Source organism: Sphingobacterium sp. R2, from assembly GCF_040760075.1.
Classification (GTDB): domain Bacteria; phylum Bacteroidota; class Bacteroidia; order Sphingobacteriales; family Sphingobacteriaceae; genus Sphingobacterium.
In genome coordinates this window covers 5,202,266-5,219,069 of sequence record NZ_CP142884.1, presented here as the reverse complement: position 1 = coordinate 5,219,069, position 16,804 = coordinate 5,202,266, and the positions used below count along the sequence as shown (strand labels likewise).

The following is a 16,804-nucleotide window of genomic DNA, read 5'->3' as shown; positions in this document are numbered from 1 at the left end:
TTGTTTTTAAGGTTAAATGGGCGTTAGCTACAGAAATAGGGAGGTCAAAGCGAGGCGGGGTGTTGGCTGTGATTTGGTTATAAAGCGGTTAGCTGGATGGGAAATTTATCATGTTACTGTAATCTCATCGAAAATACTTTAAAAAGCAGAGATAACACAATACTTTTGCGCCATGAATAGAATTGCGGAAATTAACGAATACATTGCTGCTGAACGCGAAGTATTATTGCAACACCCTTTATACCGTAAAGTCAAAACGATCAAAAATTTACGTTCTTTTACCGAAGGGCATGTGTATGCTGTATGGGATTTTATGTCTTTATTAAAAGCTTTACAGATCAAATTAACCTGTACCACACTTCCATGGTTCGCCAGTGAACATCCTTCAACGCGCTATTTGATTAATGAAATTGTATTGGCAGAAGAGTCGGATGAATATATCGATGGACGTCGATTAAGCCATTTTGAGATGTATCTCGACGCCATGTCTGCTATGGGGGCCGATCTCCATTTGATCAATAAATTTATTGCCAATGCCAAAAAATCGGATAATATATTCGATGTTATAGCAATGACAACATTGGATAAGCGAATCAAAGATTTTCTGAATTTTACATTTGAAGTGATTGCCGAGGGCGAGGTGCATAAAATTGCGGCGGTGTTTACCTTTGGACGTGAAGACCTCATCCCCGGAATGTTTACGTCTATTTTAGAAGAAATTAAAGCGAATTTCCCCACAGCCAATTTAGACAGTTTTATTTATTATTTTCAGCGGCATATTGATTTAGATGGTGACGAACACGGTCCATTGGCGATGCAGATGATTACAGATCTTGCGAAGGACGATGAGGTTAAATGGACGGAAATGAAGGAAATTAGTAAAGTTGCGCTGCAAAAAAGAATTCAACTGTGGAATGCAATTGAAGATTCCTTATATGGATAATACGCTAAGCAGATGTTGGAGAAATGCCTTTCAAATCAGCATTTGAAAGGCATTTCTGTATACTGTATAACAAGTCTTATTTATCCGTTATCTTGCAATATCATGCACGAGCTGTTTATTGAAGTCGCGTTCTTTCGAAAGCCAGTCGATTACTTCAAAAAGTCTGGCGATTGATAGGCTGGATTGGGATAGGTATAAAACCCTTCCCCGGTAGCGACGCCTAATTTGTTCTTGTCTATAAAATGTTCTTTGAGATAGGCTACAGTTTTTATCTTTATGGGATCATTGGTTGCCTCGGCACTCATTTTGTTAATATTATAGGCTGTTGTGATGCCAACGATATCGAGTATGCCAAAGGGGCCTGTTGGCGCTCCCGTGGCAACCATCCAAGTCTTGTCGATCGTTTGGGCATCGGCTACTTCGTTGACCAAAAGATCCGTTGCTGCCGAAAGTAATGGGACAAGTAAGGAGTTTACAATATAGCCAGGCTGCTCCTTATGCAGCGGTAGGGCAACCATGCCAATGGATTTTGCAAAGTTTACAACCTGCTCAAATACCGTTTTGTCTGTACCCGGATGGCCCATAATTTCTGCTGTATTGTGCTTCCAGATTTCATTGGCAAAATGTAGCGCCAGGAACTTCTCTGGACGGCCAGTTTCTTGGGCAAACTGACTTGGTAGTAGGGTGGAGGAGTTTGTCGCAAAAATGGTTTTCTCTGGAGCGACTTTCGCTAACTCCTGATAGAAACCAATTTTAATGGCAGGGTTTTCGGGAACAGCTTCGATCAGAAAATCTGCGTTTGCTACTGCCGAAGCAAGGTTTGAATCGTAACTGAGTCTGTCGAAGGTTGAAGCCAGTTGTTCCTGACTGGCATGAAGATCTTTCTCAAATGCCTGCGCCATAAGATCAAATTTAGCTTTTGCTTTTTCAAGTACCTCATCGTTGATGTCATATACGGTAACATCATAGCCATGAAAAGCAGTTTGGAAAGCGATCTGATAACCTAAAACACCGCTTCCTGCAATTGTTATATTTTTAAAGTCCATCTTATTATTATTATTATTATTATTATTATTATTATTATTATTATTTAAAATCATTGCTGTTCTTTTCTGATTTTTATCCTTATCCTTTGATTCCCTTTAACCAATCTTTGAATTTGCTGATCTGCTCTGTGAGAAAGGATTCATGCTCTTCCTCGTCCGCGGAACCAAGTGGCAGGATATGTTCAAAGTAAGTTCCTTTAAATAGTTTACGCAGTAAACCTTCTCCTATAAACGGTTTGTCGTCATTTAACGTTTTGGCTGCTTTTAAGAGATGACGGATGTCGTATTGAAGGGGATTGATATCTGGAACCTGTTTATTTAAGTTTAAAAGTTCATATACGGCAATCCGAGCTGTGCGTACTGAGCTTTCCATGGTAAAAACCACATCGTTATTAGTTTCGACAAACTGACCGACCAAGCCAAGATTTTTGCAGCCCTCAGGGACAACTCTTGGACGGTCACCCTTTGCTCTAGGCATAAACATAGACGTAATGTAAGGCATAAACGCCGTACGTACAATGGTATTTGTGATAACATTCTCCAGTTGATCAATGATGCCTAGATGGTGGCATAACTCGGCTAGAATTTCATCTCCGGTACATTCGGGCATGGGCTTTTTGATGTAATTTCCTTCTTTATCCATAAATAAGGCATATACCCATAAGACAAGAACATCATCCGGTTGTCCAGGGAAATGTGGCTGTCTATTACAGGTGAAACTCATCAACCAATCGGAATCGGTAATGGTGATGATACCGCCAGTAACTGTTTTACCCGAATAGGGGTCATTGACCGCATATGCTTTGAGTTTTTCAACCAAAGCCGAAGGCTTACAAGTCAGTGTTGCAGACTCCCATGCTGATTTTTCGATGTTACTGCAGAACTTTTCGGGTTTACCAAATATGGCTGACTTGGCGGCGAGGTTTTTCCAGAGCTTCCAGCCCGCGCTTTGACCGCTGCTGCTGTTGTCGATACCGATAATCGGCGCGTTTTTATTGTCCCCGTAGAAGGTATCTTCTGTCATTGATCCAGTTGTCATAATGACGAAATCGTCTTTCCCGATTGGAATTTTTACTTCTTTGCCATCTTGTTTTGTAATTAGGGCCTCCACAACTTTTCCATCAGTATTGCTTTGGATGTCCAGATCTTTGACCAATACATTGAATCGAATGTTTACACCTTTGCTTTGAAGTACTTTACGCAAAGGGGTCACAAAAGTGTCGTATTGGTTGTATTTTGGGAATACAAGTGATGAAAGATCATTCAATCCGTCTATCGCATGTAAAAAGCGGTGCATGTACAATTTCAGCTCAAGTAAACTATGCCAGTTTTCGAAAGCGAACATGGTACGCCAGAAATTCCAGAAATTGCTGGATAAAAATGATTCGCTGAAGTAGTCTTCGATGGTTAAGTCATCTAGATCTTCTTTATTTTTAAGGAGCAATCGAATGATGGCCAGCTGATCCATTTTGCCCAGCCCAAACTTGCTGAAGTCTTTTATCTCGCCCAGTTTATGAATGAGACGGGCTTTCGAGTAATTGGAATCATTATCATTGATCAAACGGTACTCGTCCAACACACTGTAAGGGGCAGGCATCTCCAATGCAGGGATATCCTGAAACATATCCCAAAGATTTTCGTAGGTCATATCCATTTCCCTGCCACCGCGGATGATATAACCATCGGTAGCATTACCCGCCCCATCTAACGAGCCACCTTCCACATGGAGCTGTTCGAGAAATGTGATGTTCTCCGCAGGAACATGTCCATCGCGGATAAAATAATAAGCAGCAGACATCCCTGCTATACCACTTCCGACGATGTAGATTTTACTGTCTTTATATGATTTTGGGGGAATGCCTTTATTGCGCTGATAATTACCGATCTGATCAGAAAAAGGCATCGATTTCTTTGGTGTATTACGTTGTTGTTCTTTGCTTGAATCAGGTTCATGATTTACATTTCCATATTCAGCAGATGTATTTAATACTTTGTCGAATTTTGAGGTGATTTCTTTCATGATTCTGATGTTTTTTAATCCTTGACTAAAGTTACTAAGACAACCTTAATCATTTGTGCCCTCAAATTCGCTATTGTTCTACCGAATTTCCGCTATCTACATATTTTGTCGCTTTCGGTACTCTGATGGCGATAAAGTAGCGTATTTTTTGAAAAAACGACCAAATGCTGAGATGGAATTAAATCCGATTTCATAAGAAATTTCTGAGATAGTCTTTTCGGGATTTCCGAGCAGCACATAGGCTTCTTTAAGTACATGCTCATCAATAATTTCATGTGGTGTTTTACCTGATGCTCTTTTAACAACCTGAATGAGGTATTTGTTTGAAATAAATAACTGGTCGGCGTAATATTGTACGTCTTTGTATTGGTTGCTATGTCGCTGTACCAGATCTGTAAACTTATAGAACAAGTTGTTGGTCTCCTGTACACTCTCCATTGGATCTTGGTCTTTAGATGCCAGTTCGTCGGCAATTTCTAACAGGAGATTAAAAATAACCGTGCGGATGATATCTGCTGTAAAATGCGTTGTTCTTAAAGAAACTTCTTTGAGGTAGTCTATTAATTTTAAGAGCTTGTCAATTTGTTTGTCTTGGGAAATGACTATGGTAAAAGTCGAGTTCTTAAAAAATCCCAGTTGCTCAATAAAAAATGGATTGACAATATGTTTGAGAAGAAATGCTTTGTCAAAGAAGATCAGCTTCATTCTAAAGTTGGCACTGACTTGTGAGAATTTGATAATTGTTGTCGGTGCCGATACGAGAATCCTATTTTTTGAAAAATGGTATTCCTGATTATCGATTTCAATCGTGATATCTCCTGCGGTACAGATACAGATCGCATAGAAGTCGATACGAAAAGCATTGCTTGGGTATTCAAAAATGGGATTACCGGAAGAAATGTAATAGGGGCGGTGGCAATTTACGCCAAAGAATGATAAGGTATCTTGAAGACTTTCGTGTGTGTAACAGTTTTTCTTCACCTTAAGCTTCATGGATTTTTTGTTTGACTCGGACATGGGCTGAGAAGATTATTTCTAATAAACAAATGGGCTTTGCTTATTCGGATACTGTTCGTTTAAGGATAAGCTTCTCGGTCGCTAAAGCATCCTCTAACCCAACGAAGAAACTTTTGAATCCGAACTTGTTCAGTAGTCGTTTCGATGCGGTGTTATCGGGATCAATAATACCGATCACATCTTTATCTGGATTTAATGTTGTGGCAAGGGCAAGCATCGACTCGCAAATCTGTGTTCCCAGCCCCTTCCCCCAATGTTCTTTGCGGAGCAAATAACCAATTTCGAATACACTTGGATCTTTTTTGTAATTAACAAGCTTACAGTCGCCCAAAAGCTTTAGCGTATCCGCTTCGATTACTTTAAAATAACCTAAATCAGGATCCTGGTTGATTTCTAGAATCGAATCGAATTTTTTCCGGGCCTGTTCTTTGGGCAATCCTTTACCGGTAATGTATTTCATGACATCATCCGATTTAACCAAGTCGTGGAAAGCGTCAAAATCTTCCGGGAGATATTTTTTGAATAGAAGTGTATTATACATGGCCAATGCGTTTACTTACAAGATAAGGTTGTTTTCTCTGAAATCAAATTATCGGAACCTAAATCATCATCTTTCTGTCTTATTAAGCTTTTTTTATGGATTCAGTTCTGCAATTGAGTTAAATTGCCTTTCTGTAAAGCGGAAGGGAAGCTTTTATAAGAATGCTATCCCGTAGCGATATGGTGTAAATAAGAATTTTTAGAGGGAGATAATAGGTATGGAAATAAGAGCGGCAAGTGAAGCGGACTATGCGGCAATCCTGCGCATATGGGAAAATTCGGTTCGGGCAACACATGATTTTTTGAAGGAGGAGGATCTTCAGTTGTATAAGAGACTGATCCCAACCGAGTATTTACCACAATTAAAGGTATATGTAATGGATGACGATGGACAGCCTGCCGCTTTTTTCGCTGTCTCTGATGATAATCTGGAAATGTTATTTGTGGATTCAGCCTACAGGGGAAAAGGTATTGGGACTGTGGCACTGCAGCATGTACTCGATAAGCTGGAGGTGTATAAAGTTGATGTCAATGAGCAAAATCAGCAGGCTGTTAATTTTTATCTGAAAAAAGGATATCAGCTTATGGGGCGCTCAGCTGTAGATGGTATGGGCAAACCCTACCCGATCTTGCATTTACATCACGAGAGCACTATCAATGGATCGAAATAATTTTAAAATGAAATAACTTATGATACAAGGTTTATACGAAACGCATATTCAGGTGCGTGATTTAGCTAAATCTGTCGCATTTTATACAGAGGTATTGGGATTACGAGTGGCGCATCGCGATCCGACACGTCCCATTGTTTTTTTATGGATTGGATCCGGGAAAGAATATATGTTGGGGTTGTGGCAGGAAGAAACAAACTTTCAACCGAGACATTTTGCTTTTAGAGCGGATAAAGAAGATATCTTAAACTATGCCGTGGACTATCTGAAAACTCGTGACCTGACACCTTATAATTTTTTAAAAGATGGGATCGAAGCACCGATGGTCTTTGCATGGATGCCGGCATTGGCCATTTACTTTAATGATCCGGATGGCAACCAATTGGAGTTTATCGCAGTTTTGGAAGGGGAAGGTAGGCCCGAACTAGGCGTTCTGTCTTACGCGGATTGGATCGATCGTACAACACAATAAGTCGCTTTTTCGCGACTTATTGTGTTGAATTCCATTCTTCGGCAAGGATAGCAAAGACCACGTCATCTTCCCATCGACCGTTATGGAAATAGCTTTTTACAAAATGAGCTTCCTTTCGGAATCCCAAGCTTGTTAAAAGCTGTATGGATGCCTTATTTTCTGGGGCTACCGAGGCCGTGATCCGATGTTTATGATACTGACGGAACAGGGCCTCCATAACTGTTTTCAGTCCTTCTTTCGCATATCCCTGTTGCTGGAATTCTTTTTTTATGGTACAGCCCAATTCCACCTGTAGATGTTCAGCACCGAAGAAATGCACACCAATATCACCGATTACAGTATTTGCACTTTTGTCGGTCATAACAAGCTGAAACCACGACTCTGGAAGATTGAATGTACCCGGATTTTTTGCAATAAATGCATCGACTTCTGCCAAGGATTTTGGAATCCAGCCCTGGTATTTATTGGTTTCTTTATCCGAGCGGTAACTCAATACGGCCTGACTATCCTCCGCCATAATGGGCCGAATCGCTAATCTTTCTGATTCAATATGCATGGTTTAACGTTTTGAAAATCTGGCTATCGCTTCTTCACGCGTACCTACAAAATTGATTTTCTTTGATTTATTGCTTTCGTAGATAAAATCGTTTAGACTTTTGCTGTTGTATCTGGAGAAATCGCCAACGATGGCAATGTCAAACCCATACTGCGTATATTTCTGAAGAATTTCACCGGCAAGTTTTGTTTTAAGTTCGAAGAAATCGTCTGTGATGTTCTCTTGATAAATAATTGCTTTGTATGCTTCTTGCGCGCCACAGTCGACCATAATCTGTAGACCATCATCGAGATTATGGATAAAGACGCCTGAACTTTTAACTTCAGCAATGTTTTCGTCACCTAGCTGAATAATAGTGATTTCCATTTTTTTTTGTTGTGTCGTTTTAAAAATAAATTTGTGGGACCATACTCCATGATTCAGTGCTCTACGTTGGGATACCCTTTCCCTCCATTAAAGCAAAATGAAGACTATGGTTGCCTACATTGCTCATGGTATCCCTGAGCTGTGCTTTTACGGCCAACCCGGGGAGTGTCAGTAGGAGGAAAACGGATAAAAGGAGATTATATTTTAGCCCGTACATCGTTCATTTTAAGTGTCATGCTTGTCGCTTCTATTTCTATCCATCTTGTATATTCCTCAATAGCCTGCAAGCGAAGTTCGTCAGTAATATAACCTTCGATGACCATTTGTCGCGACTGGGCCACTTTGTTCCAGATGGCTAAGTTTACTCCAAAATTGTCTTCTCCTCTTTTATAAACTTGATCAGCATTGATCACCTGAATTGCATTGAACCCTGCTTCCTGTAGAAGTGCGGCTACTGTATCGGCAACTCGATTATTCATGCCTGCATTTTCTCGCCATCTAAGGAAAGTACGATAAAATTCAAGCATGCTCTCTGGTGAGCGGGATTCCACTCGATCGTGGTATGGTTGTAATCTAAAATAGAAATTTGCCCAGCAGGCTTTAGCCAGGATTTGAAAAGATCCAGTGCTTTAGGAATATCGCTTAACCACTGCATGGTGCGCGCTGTAATAATCAAGTCAAACTCATGTGGCGGCTGGTAGTCGAAAATATTACAGCAGACAAGACTTAAATTTCTAGTGCTAGCATACAGCTCCTTTCCACTGTCTATAAAAGCGCCAGTGTTATCCAGACCGATTATTGTCCCGTCACCGATATGTGCCGCAACCTCATTGGTCAGTGTACCTGTACCGCAGCCTACATCCAATATTTTCATTCCCGGAGACAGTAAGGGAATAATCGTTCTATAATCGGAAGATAATGTCCTTCTTTCAAATATCTTATTGGCCTGTTGATCCTTTCTGTCGATAAATTTCTCTTTAATGAACATGGGTTTAGGTTTTTGTAAATATAGCTTTTGCATTCGTTTTAAAAAAGTCGCTATGCATCACTAAAATTCCATGATTTCTAAGCAATAGTAAAAGCACCCTATTATTTACTTGATACCAAAGCTATACCAATACCTACATTAACCGTGATATAACACGAAGACTACGCGGGGATAGCAGGGGGTTAACAGGAATATACCCCTGTTAACCCCCTGCTATCCCCCTGTTAACCCCCTATAAATACCTGGTTAGTTTGCCAGTTGGTATTGTTTTAGTATTAATTGGTGCACAACACAATAGCATCCCTATTAATACAGAAAAATGTCCTTTTAAGAGAGAAATAATCAGATTTTTTTATATTATTTCACTGTATTCTTTAGAATAATTTTTATATTGTTGGACAACGATTCTATAACCGTTATAGTTGCACTAAAATATCCTGATGTTATGCGAAAAGTATTTAAAATGCTCATGCCAATTTATTGTGCTGTTTTTCTTTCAGCCTGTTCTTCTAATTACCTCATGACATTCAACGGCGAGAATGTAAAGAAAGATGAAGACAAAGGAACATTTTCTTTTGATAATGATACGCTACAAATCGATTATTCCTTTGCCGACCGAGATGGTCGAATTTATCTGCGGATAGAAAACAAAATTGATAAGCCGATCTTATGGGATCTTAAAAGTTCGGCCTTGGTTATTAACGGTAAAGCGGTAGGCTATTCAGCCGAAAAAGCCGATTTTAACGGAAAGGTGAACGCCTCTGTTTCCAATATAGATACTCGAAATACAACGTTATTCAACGACGCATGGGTTAATGGTTATATTACGGGATCGGTAAGTTTACCTAAAGATGTGGTACTTATCCCACCACATGCCTATGTGGATGGGCATTATTTTGATTTTAAAAATGATGTTAAAGCCATTGTACGATCATCTCGAAAAGAGAAAGTGTATATGTATGATATGAATGGGGAGAGTTATGCAGTGAAACTTGCGCGATTTGAAGGTGCTGAATCACCATACAGTTTAAGGAGCTATCTAAGTTATTCTATTTTGGAAGATGGTAAAGCAGTTCCTAAAACTACGGAGCAAAGATTTTATGCTGCCCAGCTTTGGCAGACGGGTGCTGTAGCGCTTAACAATATAATTGAATTATATAATAGGCGTGGGGATGTGGTGGCTGTTAAAGAGAAAAAAGGACAAGGAGCGATGATTGTTGGGGGAGCCTTGGCGCTCACTGCAGTGGCTGCCGCAATTGACCCGAAAGAAGGGCAATAGCATCCAGACTTAACCATGAAAGCTAGATTGACCAATAATAAAGGCACTCCGATTTGTTGAATTCGTATAGCCATTTCAATGTATGGAACTTTAGGAAATTTTAAGAACCGAACCCGTCTCAATCGGGTTCGGTTTTTGTTAGTTATGAGAACTTCAAATTCATGAGCGTCTTAGTTGACCGACGTACCATCTATAATCTCTTCATCTGCTTTGCTGACCAGCGTAACGCCCCCCTTTAAGTCACCAAAAATTTCGGTCTGACCATTTATGCTGCGCCCTTTCTGAACCGGGAGACGTTGTGTTTTGCCAGCAACGACAGCAATTACAAAACTCCCTTCACCGGATGTAAATACCGCTGATTTCGGCACAACGAAAGTGCTGTCTTGGGAAGTCAAAGGCAATTCGACCTCGGCGACCATACCGGGCAATAGCTTGTTGTCTGTATTGATAATATCAATTTCTACCCGTTCAGCTCTTAACCGGCTGTCCAATGCCCCCGATTTACGTGCGATCTTACCGGAGAATGTTTGTCCAGGCAATGATTTGACCGTAAATTGTAAGGGCTGGTTTTCCGCTAAAAAACCGGAGTATTGTTCAGGAACAGCAACGGCTAACCGGAGTTTACGTTGTTGTTGAATGGTCATGATCGGCATTTCCGAACCACGGCCAGCTGGACCAACATAGGCGCCCTGATTGACATTTCTTGTTGCGATGACACCGTCGAAGGGCGCCCTGATTTCCAAATAATTCAAGAGGTTTTGTACTTCTGCATAGGCTGATTTAGCGGCTTGGTACTGGGCAAAATCAGCATTCTTTTTTGACTCAGCAACCTCAAGATCGAGTTTAGCCACCGTTCCCTCGACTTTACTGGTTTCAAAGAGTCTGTCGTAAGTGCTTTTGGTCGCCATATAGATGGCCTCCTGGGATTTGAAACGTGATTTTGCGGCTGATAGTTGTGAACTTAATTCGGGAGCCTCCAATACAGCTAATAGCTGACCGGCATGCACTTGACTTCCGATGTCCACATTGAGGCTCTTGACATAACTGCTTGTCGGTATTACTTTCCGTCGGGAATTGCAGGAGCGGCTAGCGAATAAATAGCGCCAAGCTAATGGTGATCTTATCGCTATGAACGAGTCAGTTGACTACCATTTCTCCTTTAATAGCGTTTCCAATTGACCGATTTCTTCCTGGTACATGGTTTTCTTTCTCGTTCCGAAGTAAAGGATATTTTCGACAGGCGATGTCCCTTCCCAGATTAGTTTTATTTTCCCGGAAGCAAGTGCTTCAGCACATAGGAAATCGGGAACGATGGAAAAGCCAGTATTGTTGCTTAAGCAGCGTATGATGGAGCTAATATTAGGAACGATATAATTGGGGCTAAAGTCTGGATGCTCGCCAAAGTGTGTTGACCAGTAGTTTTTTAAATGATCCATATCGGCAGCCGTGCTATACCATAATTGTTTTTTAAGGAGTTGAGCTGCTTCTTTAATTTTATTGTCGCTCAGCAGTGCTTCCAGTGTGGATGTGTCGGTCTGACACCCCGCAATCAAGACAATGCGTTCTTTTGAGAACGCTTCGTATTGCAGGTTCTGCTGGTTTCCTTTTTGAGGCGTAATAATAAGGTCCAATAGGCCATTATCAAGATCCTGCTGCATCTGCGAGTATTCTCCAAATTTGATAATTAAATTGAAGGGGAGCTGGGCAATATGTTCTTCCAGGGTGTACTGAAAAGTCTCAAAACACATTCCGATACTGATCGTTATACGTTCGTCCAATGCACGTTTGTGAAAATGCTGTTCACCAGTTTCTAGTTTTTTAAGCGGATCAATCACATAGTTGTACAAGATTTTCCCCTTTTCGGTCGGCACCATTCTTCGCGCAGAGCGATCAAAAAGCTTGTGCCCCGTAAACGCTTCCAGGGAATTCAGATGTAGGCTGACACCAGGTTGGGAAATAAACAATTCCTGTGCAGCTGCAGATAATGTTCCGGTTTCATAGATTGCCTTAAACGTACGAAGCCATTCTAAGTTCCATTTCATGGTTATTATTTTTATGATACAAATATATAATTTAAATTATTTTTATGATATATAAAAATGATAGAAATTTGTATTATCAATAAGAAAACTTATAGAAATGAACATATTTATTATTAATGGCGGACAGAAATTCGCACACTCGGGAGGCTCTTTTAATACGACGATAACAAATTGGACCCTTGAAACATTGGGTGATAATGGATTTGAAACAAGGGTTACCAATATCAACGATGATTTTGATCCAATGGTTGAAGTTGAAAATTTTAAATGGGCAGACATTATCATTTACCATTTTCCTGTATGGTGGTTTCAGGTTCCGAATCGTCTGAAGCTTTATATCGATGAGGTTTTTACGGCGGGTCACAACAATGGTATCTATAAACATGATGGTCGTTCACGTAACAATCCGGCCATTAACTATGGTACCGGTGGTTTGATGCAGGGTAAAAAATACCTGGTGACTTCGAGCTGGAATGCTCCTGAGACAGCCTTTACAATGGAAAATGAGTTTTTTGATCAGCATTCCGTTGATGCCGGTGTTTTATTCGGTTTTCACAAGATGAATCAGTTTGCCGGATTGGAACATCTGGGAAGTTTCCATTTTCATGATATGGAGAAAGGTGCGTCTCAAGAACGTATTGACAATTACGAAAAGGAATATAAACAATATTTGGAAGAGGTGTTCCATTTGGAAACCACGATGAACTAAAATTTATTGATCGATATATCGCTTTATCCGTGGCAGTATTGTGATGAGAAAAGATGGTAAAAAATAGCTTGTATTGTAGGCCGTGCGCAGGAGGAAGGTATTAACTAGAATTGAGGTATTGCGGTGGGTGCCAAAATCATTTGTGTTGCCTTGAATAAGCTTGTTTTATTCTGATTTAGTGACACGAATGATTTTGTTGGTACCTTGCTGAACAGCGACATCAACTTTATTTCGTTGCGTGTAGCTCTGTTGCAGGAGTTTTAATTTTTTGGTCAGTTGACCATCCTGATTATCTAACCAGAAGGTAACTGCCATAATACCAATTTGAACTCTATAACTGGAGTCCGTTTCTAGAACAAGCTGCTCGATAACCTGATGTTGATAACAAGTGATGTTTTTGTTTTCTTTTTGGGAAACACAGGCGTGTAAAAGAAATGCCAGAAGGGCTAGATAGCCGATTTTTAAAAGTTGACTGTGTATTAGGTTCATCACTAGTTTTTTTGTGTTGCACCAAATCTACTATTTTTGCCCAAATAATGAATTAACGTTGTGAGTTTTTACGCTCCCATTTAGACAGATACGCTTCATGTATTGACTAGGCTTTTCGCGTATGCGCCTTCAAGTAAATCTAAAAATGTATGAAGTTTGCTGTTCATTTCGCTGTAATCATAAGCCTGAATTTCGTCAGGTGATTGCACAAACTGGAGCGATTGGCTTTGAAGAAAGAGATCTTCTTCTGCAGCGATCAAAAGCCGGACGACTTCAGGTGTGAGTTCCATATGGCATTGAAATCCGTAGACGAGATTTGTATAGCGAACAATTTGCCGAGGGCAGCCGACGCTGCTTGCTAAGATTTTACTTTCTGGACGAAGTCCAGGCATATCGCTGTGCCAATGTCCGACCGGTATCGGGCTGCCAAAATGAGCTATTTTGCTGTCTTGAATTCCTTCTGCTGTGAGCATGATCGGGAAAACTCCAATTTCTTTTTGCGGACTGTGTTCGTATGTTGCCGACAGCGCTTCGCCAATCAATTGTGCGCCCAGGCATATACCGACAACAGCCTTGCCTGCATTGATACATCGGCGGATAAAAGCGATTTCGGCTTTAGCGTCGAAATAAGGATATTCGATTTGGGATGAATCTGGACTTTGCGGTCCGCCCATAATGATCAACACATCGATGGAATCGATTTGTTCTGGCAAATGGTCATGTCTATAGACGTGGGAAAAGGTGACCTCATGCTGTTTTTTTTCTGCCCAGGCTAAATAAGCTCCGGGTGCTTCGAAAACTTCGTGTTGTATAAAATGTATCCGCATTGCTTTTTATCTTATAGATTCTCATTCCAGTAATAACTATCTGGAGTAGGGCGCTGTCCAAAAATTGCCGTTCCTACCCTGACAATCGTCGCGCCTTCCGCTATCGCTATTTCTAAATCCCCGCTCATGCCCATCGACAGTTCTTTCATCGATACATCAGGAATAGCTAGGGCTATAATTTGTTGTTGAATATGTTTAAGCAATTTGAAACAGGCTCTTACCTGTTCGGCCTTGGCACTCAATAGACCTATCGTCATCAGTCCTTTAATTTTTAGTGTGCTAAATGTGGCTATTTGCTGAACCAGATCGATGACTTTCTCTGGAGCAGCGCCATATTTGCTCTCTTCGAAGGAAGTGTTTACCTGGATGAGCACTTCCATGGTTTTATTTTCTTTTAAAAGGCGCTGATGCAATTTTTCGGCAAGATCTACACGATCTATTGAATGTATGCAGGATACATTGTATTTGAGCAGATCCTTGATTTTATTGGTTTGCAGGTGACCAATAAAATGATTAACATGGGGAATAGCTTTTAAATACTCAAATTTGTCTTTCAGTTCCTGCACTTTATTTTCGGCAATTAAAGTTTGACCAGTTTGCAATGCAATTTCGATACGTTTGGCAGGGACAGTTTTGGTTGCCAGCAATAATTTTACTTCTCGGGGATCGCGCTGGTTTGCTTTGCACGCTTTGTCGATACGCTGTTGTATGATGCGTATATTTTCTGTTATAAACTCATCCATGTTGCGGTTGTATTACTTTTTATTGCAGTCAAAATTACAGCTAATTATTAGGAAAAAGCTAGTCCAATTGAGCTAATACAAACTGGTCCAGCACAAACGTCTATACACGGGTGCTTTTAGGTAAACTGCTCGATAGGCAGAGCGGCTATTGCTGAGGTTAGTCTTCTTGCGTCTTGCCAGGTTTATTTGGATTATATTGCTGTACATGTTCTGCCTTAGCATAGATATGAGGTCCATTCATATCGATTCCTGCGGCTAAAAAGTCGTCAAGAATGAACTGAAAAATTTCAGATTTTGCAAATTCAATTTCCGCAGATCTTTCAATAAAGACATTCAGCTCATAGAGTACATAAAAATCATCTAATTTTTTTTGTAGCACAAATGGTGCGGGATTAAGTTTAACTCTTTTTACGCGCGGTGGTATGTTTAAAAGCAACTCATGGATCCGTTGCCAAGGCTCTTCATAACCGACCGTTAATTCCACCTGAAAACAGATTCCATCTGCCGAAAAGGTCGAGTAATTCACTGTATTTCCAGAAAGAACAGAGGAATTGGGGATTGTAATCTCTTCATTCTTTATGGTTCGAAGCCTCGTTACCAAAGGTGATTTTTCGATAACAACACCTGTTTTGTCAGCAATGGTGATGCGGTCTCCGATCCGGAAAGGACGCATATACGTGATCACAAGACCTGCAATGATATTGGAAATCGCAGAAGATGACCCCAAAGAGAACAGGATACCAATAAATACGGATATTCCTTTAAAGATATCTGAATTGGCTCCGGGCAAGTAGGGGAATATGAGTACCAGCGTAAATGCTTGCAGCAGGAAGCGGACGATGGTAAAGGTTGGCATGGCAAAATCACGGTGAAAGCCATTGATTTCTAATTTGCCCTTGTCAATTTCGCTGAAAATATATTTTATAAATCGAATCGCATAGCGCATGACGGCAAGTATCACTAAAATGGTGATCAGATTTGGAATATAATGCCATATGGCCAACACAGCCGTTTTAAGTGGTTTTGTGAAAAGTCCGATCAGATTGGACGCCCAGCTCTGTGTAAATGGAAAAACACTGAAAACAATAGGCAGCACGATAAAGGCGATTAGGATGATCAATCCCCAACGTAAAATATTAATCGCATGAATAAACATCCGTGTTTTCTGTACCGAAGTAACGAGTACGTAATTTTTGATTTTAATGTCTTTAATCCGCTGCGTTCGTTCCGTTAGTATGCGTCGTGTACCGTATGCTTTTAACCTATTTATTAATAGGATCAAAATAGAAAAAACAATGAGAATAAGAAGTACGAGTCCAATTCGGGTAAGAAGTTTTGTGATGCTGTTCGCTTCACGTTCAGCTGTAATGCTATCTTGAATCTTTTTTAGATAGTTTGCCGCAATTTCTTCTTTACTTTTCCCTTCAAGAAGTGCATCAAGTTCGGTGATAGAGGTAATCACCAGATCTTTATAAACAATGTCAGCACTGATTTCGTTGTTTTCGATTTTAAATGAATCTACTTTCACAAAATCATCTTCATAGAGATTGTGGATTCTGCTCACAACGTTGAAAGCGCGATCTTTGGCTAACGATGATCCAAGCTTATTGTAGATATAGAATAAAGTGTCTTGAAACGGCGCGACCGCGTATCTTTTTGTGTTTTTTTTTATGGAGTCTACTTTGACTTTCAGTTGCTGCTGCCGAATAGTATTTTCTTCATCAAACTCATTGAGCTGCTGTTTTAAGTTCTCCTTTTTGGGGCTATTTTGACTTTTAAGGTCGGCAATTTCATGCTGAAGCTTTACCCGTTCCAGCGAATCATTGATTTGCTGTTGCCTGATTCCATTTAGTAGGGAACTCAGATCCAGCTCTTTTTTATTGACCGAATCCATTTCTTGTGCATAGAGCTGTAAGCTTGTTGACAAAAGATAAGATAGGGTTATGAAGAAATAAATAGAAATACTTCTCATTGTGTTGTTGGTAAAATTGAATGCCGATGTTTATTAGGTCATTGTGCACAAAACGATCGGGCGGGTTCTCAAAGATAATAATTATCTTGATTAGATGGCAGATTGTCAAATATGATATAAATTG

19 protein-coding genes are annotated in these 16,804 nt (G+C 40.3%); 5 read left to right on the top strand and 14 right to left on the bottom strand.

What is annotated here, in order from left to right:
- Positions 1–172 precede the first annotated feature (172 nt).
- A complete protein-coding gene (locus tag VXM68_RS21815) occupies positions 173–943 on the top strand; it encodes a DUF3050 domain-containing protein (RefSeq protein WP_367210039.1) in 771 nt (256 codons plus the stop codon).
- Between the two features lie 149 nt (positions 944–1,092).
- On the opposite strand, the gene VXM68_RS21810 is transcribed toward VXM68_RS21815, so the two are convergent.
- The 4 genes from VXM68_RS21810 to VXM68_RS21795 form a co-directional block, all read right to left on the bottom strand.
- The gene (locus tag VXM68_RS21810) at positions 1,093–1,989 is read right to left on the bottom strand and encodes a 3-hydroxyacyl-CoA dehydrogenase (RefSeq protein WP_293952083.1); all 897 of its coding nucleotides are present in this window, start codon (positions 1,987–1,989) and stop codon (positions 1,093–1,095) included.
- Positions 1,990–2,068: 79 nt separating this feature from the next.
- Positions 2,069–4,009 carry an oleate hydratase gene (locus tag VXM68_RS21805; protein ID WP_367210038.1) on the bottom strand — a complete coding sequence of 647 codons (1,941 nt, stop codon included), beginning with the start codon at positions 4,007–4,009 and terminating at the stop codon, positions 2,069–2,071.
- A 96-nt stretch (positions 4,010–4,105) separates the two neighbouring features.
- On the bottom strand, positions 4,106–5,002 hold the full coding sequence (locus VXM68_RS21800; RefSeq protein WP_367210037.1) for a helix-turn-helix domain-containing protein: 897 nt from the start codon (positions 5,000–5,002) through the stop codon (positions 4,106–4,108).
- A 64-nt stretch (positions 5,003–5,066) separates the two neighbouring features.
- Positions 5,067–5,567, bottom strand: a complete 501-nt coding sequence (locus tag VXM68_RS21795; protein WP_312331811.1) for a GNAT family N-acetyltransferase — start codon at positions 5,565–5,567, stop codon at positions 5,067–5,069.
- Between the two features lie 217 nt (positions 5,568–5,784).
- On the opposite strand from VXM68_RS21795, the gene VXM68_RS21790 reads away from it, so the two are divergent.
- Together VXM68_RS21790 and VXM68_RS21785 are read left to right on the top strand one after the other, a co-directional pair.
- The gene (locus VXM68_RS21790) at positions 5,785–6,237 is read left to right on the top strand and encodes a GNAT family N-acetyltransferase (protein ID WP_367210036.1); all 453 of its coding nucleotides are present in this window, start codon (positions 5,785–5,787) and stop codon (positions 6,235–6,237) included.
- 19 nt (positions 6,238–6,256) lie between these two features.
- Positions 6,257–6,709 carry a VOC family protein gene (locus VXM68_RS21785; RefSeq protein ID WP_293952092.1) on the top strand — a complete coding sequence of 151 codons (453 nt, stop codon included), beginning with the start codon at positions 6,257–6,259 and terminating at the stop codon, positions 6,707–6,709.
- Between the two features lie 16 nt (positions 6,710–6,725).
- Here VXM68_RS21785 and VXM68_RS21780 read toward each other — a convergent pair whose 3' ends face one another.
- From VXM68_RS21780 to VXM68_RS21765, 4 genes are all read right to left on the bottom strand, one after another.
- Positions 6,726–7,265: a GNAT family protein gene (locus VXM68_RS21780; protein WP_294346522.1), complete on the bottom strand. Its 540-nt coding sequence runs from the start codon at positions 7,263–7,265 to the stop codon at positions 6,726–6,728.
- A 3-nt stretch (positions 7,266–7,268) separates the two neighbouring features.
- Positions 7,269–7,631 (bottom strand): DUF4180 domain-containing protein, encoded by a 363-nt coding sequence (locus tag VXM68_RS21775; protein ID WP_367210035.1) that lies wholly within the window; start codon positions 7,629–7,631, stop codon positions 7,269–7,271.
- 197 nt (positions 7,632–7,828) lie between these two features.
- On the bottom strand, positions 7,829–8,110 hold the full coding sequence (locus VXM68_RS21770) for a hypothetical protein (RefSeq protein ID WP_367210034.1): 282 nt from the start codon (positions 8,108–8,110) through the stop codon (positions 7,829–7,831).
- Complete coding sequence (locus tag VXM68_RS21765) at positions 8,107–8,652, bottom strand: trans-aconitate 2-methyltransferase (protein WP_367210033.1); 546 nt, start codon at positions 8,650–8,652, stop codon at positions 8,107–8,109. Before VXM68_RS21765 ends, VXM68_RS21770 begins: the two co-directional genes overlap by 4 nt.
- Positions 8,653–9,064: 412 nt before the next feature.
- On the opposite strand from VXM68_RS21765, the gene VXM68_RS21760 reads away from it, so the two are divergent.
- Entirely contained in the window at positions 9,065–9,898 is an 834-nt protein-coding gene (locus VXM68_RS21760; protein WP_367210032.1) for a hypothetical protein, read from the top strand.
- 170 nt (positions 9,899–10,068) lie between these two features.
- Here VXM68_RS21760 and VXM68_RS21755 read toward each other — a convergent pair whose 3' ends face one another.
- Both VXM68_RS21755 and VXM68_RS21750 read right to left on the bottom strand, forming a co-directional pair.
- Complete coding sequence (locus VXM68_RS21755) at positions 10,069–10,956, bottom strand: efflux RND transporter periplasmic adaptor subunit (protein WP_367211314.1); 888 nt, start codon at positions 10,954–10,956, stop codon at positions 10,069–10,071.
- 87 nt (positions 10,957–11,043) lie between these two features.
- The gene (locus tag VXM68_RS21750) at positions 11,044–11,940 is read right to left on the bottom strand and encodes a LysR family transcriptional regulator (RefSeq protein ID WP_367210031.1); all 897 of its coding nucleotides are present in this window, start codon (positions 11,938–11,940) and stop codon (positions 11,044–11,046) included.
- A gap of 97 nt (positions 11,941–12,037) precedes the next feature.
- On the opposite strand from VXM68_RS21750, the gene VXM68_RS21745 reads away from it, so the two are divergent.
- The gene (locus tag VXM68_RS21745; protein ID WP_293938823.1) at positions 12,038–12,649 is read left to right on the top strand and encodes an NAD(P)H-dependent oxidoreductase; all 612 of its coding nucleotides are present in this window, start codon (positions 12,038–12,040) and stop codon (positions 12,647–12,649) included.
- 165 nt (positions 12,650–12,814) lie between these two features.
- Here the strand turns inward: VXM68_RS21745 and VXM68_RS21740 are convergent, their stop codons facing one another.
- From VXM68_RS21740 to VXM68_RS21725, 4 genes are all read right to left on the bottom strand, one after another.
- Positions 12,815–13,138, bottom strand: coding sequence for a hypothetical protein (locus tag VXM68_RS21740; RefSeq protein ID WP_367210030.1), 324 nt, complete (start codon positions 13,136–13,138; stop codon positions 12,815–12,817).
- Positions 13,139–13,233: 95 nt separating this feature from the next.
- Positions 13,234–13,965 (bottom strand): glutamine amidotransferase, encoded by a 732-nt coding sequence (locus tag VXM68_RS21735; RefSeq protein WP_367210029.1) that lies wholly within the window; start codon positions 13,963–13,965, stop codon positions 13,234–13,236.
- An 11-nt stretch (positions 13,966–13,976) separates the two neighbouring features.
- The gene (locus VXM68_RS21730; protein WP_367210028.1) at positions 13,977–14,708 is read right to left on the bottom strand and encodes a YggS family pyridoxal phosphate-dependent enzyme; all 732 of its coding nucleotides are present in this window, start codon (positions 14,706–14,708) and stop codon (positions 13,977–13,979) included.
- A gap of 157 nt (positions 14,709–14,865) precedes the next feature.
- Positions 14,866–16,680 carry a mechanosensitive ion channel family protein gene (locus VXM68_RS21725; RefSeq protein WP_367210027.1) on the bottom strand — a complete coding sequence of 605 codons (1,815 nt, stop codon included), beginning with the start codon at positions 16,678–16,680 and terminating at the stop codon, positions 14,866–14,868.
- Positions 16,681–16,804: the final 124 nt, after the last annotated feature.

What these genes read in the sequence shown, in the direction of transcription:
- VXM68_RS21740 (WP_367210030.1), bottom strand. Translation starts at nt 13,138, where the DNA reads ATGAACCTAATACACAGTCAACTTTTAAAAATCGGCTATCTAGCCCTT.
- VXM68_RS21800 (WP_367210037.1), bottom strand. Translation starts at nt 5,002, where the DNA reads ATGAAGCTTAAGGTGAAGAAAAACTGTTACACACACGAAAGTCTTCAA.
- VXM68_RS21725 (WP_367210027.1), bottom strand. Translation starts at nt 16,680, where the DNA reads ATGAGAAGTATTTCTATTTATTTCTTCATAACCCTATCTTATCTTTTG.
- VXM68_RS21815 (WP_367210039.1), top strand. Translation starts at nt 173, where the DNA reads ATGAATAGAATTGCGGAAATTAACGAATACATTGCTGCTGAACGCGAA.
- VXM68_RS21780 (WP_294346522.1), bottom strand. Translation starts at nt 7,265, where the DNA reads ATGCATATTGAATCAGAAAGATTAGCGATTCGGCCCATTATGGCGGAG.
- VXM68_RS21735 (WP_367210029.1), bottom strand. Translation starts at nt 13,965, where the DNA reads ATGCGGATACATTTTATACAACACGAAGTTTTCGAAGCACCCGGAGCT.
- VXM68_RS21785 (WP_293952092.1), top strand. Translation starts at nt 6,257, where the DNA reads ATGATACAAGGTTTATACGAAACGCATATTCAGGTGCGTGATTTAGCT.
- VXM68_RS21805 (WP_367210038.1), bottom strand. Translation starts at nt 4,009, where the DNA reads ATGAAAGAAATCACCTCAAAATTCGACAAAGTATTAAATACATCTGCT.
- VXM68_RS21770 (WP_367210034.1), bottom strand. Translation starts at nt 8,110, where the DNA reads ATGAATAATCGAGTTGCCGATACAGTAGCCGCACTTCTACAGGAAGCA.
- VXM68_RS21765 (WP_367210033.1), bottom strand. Translation starts at nt 8,652, where the DNA reads ATGCAAAAGCTATATTTACAAAAACCTAAACCCATGTTCATTAAAGAG.
- VXM68_RS21730 (WP_367210028.1), bottom strand. Translation starts at nt 14,708, where the DNA reads ATGGATGAGTTTATAACAGAAAATATACGCATCATACAACAGCGTATC.
- VXM68_RS21790 (WP_367210036.1), top strand. Translation starts at nt 5,785, where the DNA reads ATGGAAATAAGAGCGGCAAGTGAAGCGGACTATGCGGCAATCCTGCGC.
- VXM68_RS21760 (WP_367210032.1), top strand. Translation starts at nt 9,065, where the DNA reads ATGCGAAAAGTATTTAAAATGCTCATGCCAATTTATTGTGCTGTTTTT.
- VXM68_RS21810 (WP_293952083.1), bottom strand. Translation starts at nt 1,989, where the DNA reads ATGGACTTTAAAAATATAACAATTGCAGGAAGCGGTGTTTTAGGTTAT.
- VXM68_RS21745 (WP_293938823.1), top strand. Translation starts at nt 12,038, where the DNA reads ATGAACATATTTATTATTAATGGCGGACAGAAATTCGCACACTCGGGA.
- VXM68_RS21795 (WP_312331811.1), bottom strand. Translation starts at nt 5,567, where the DNA reads ATGTATAATACACTTCTATTCAAAAAATATCTCCCGGAAGATTTTGAC.
- VXM68_RS21775 (WP_367210035.1), bottom strand. Translation starts at nt 7,631, where the DNA reads ATGGAAATCACTATTATTCAGCTAGGTGACGAAAACATTGCTGAAGTT.
- VXM68_RS21750 (WP_367210031.1), bottom strand. Translation starts at nt 11,940, where the DNA reads ATGAAATGGAACTTAGAATGGCTTCGTACGTTTAAGGCAATCTATGAA.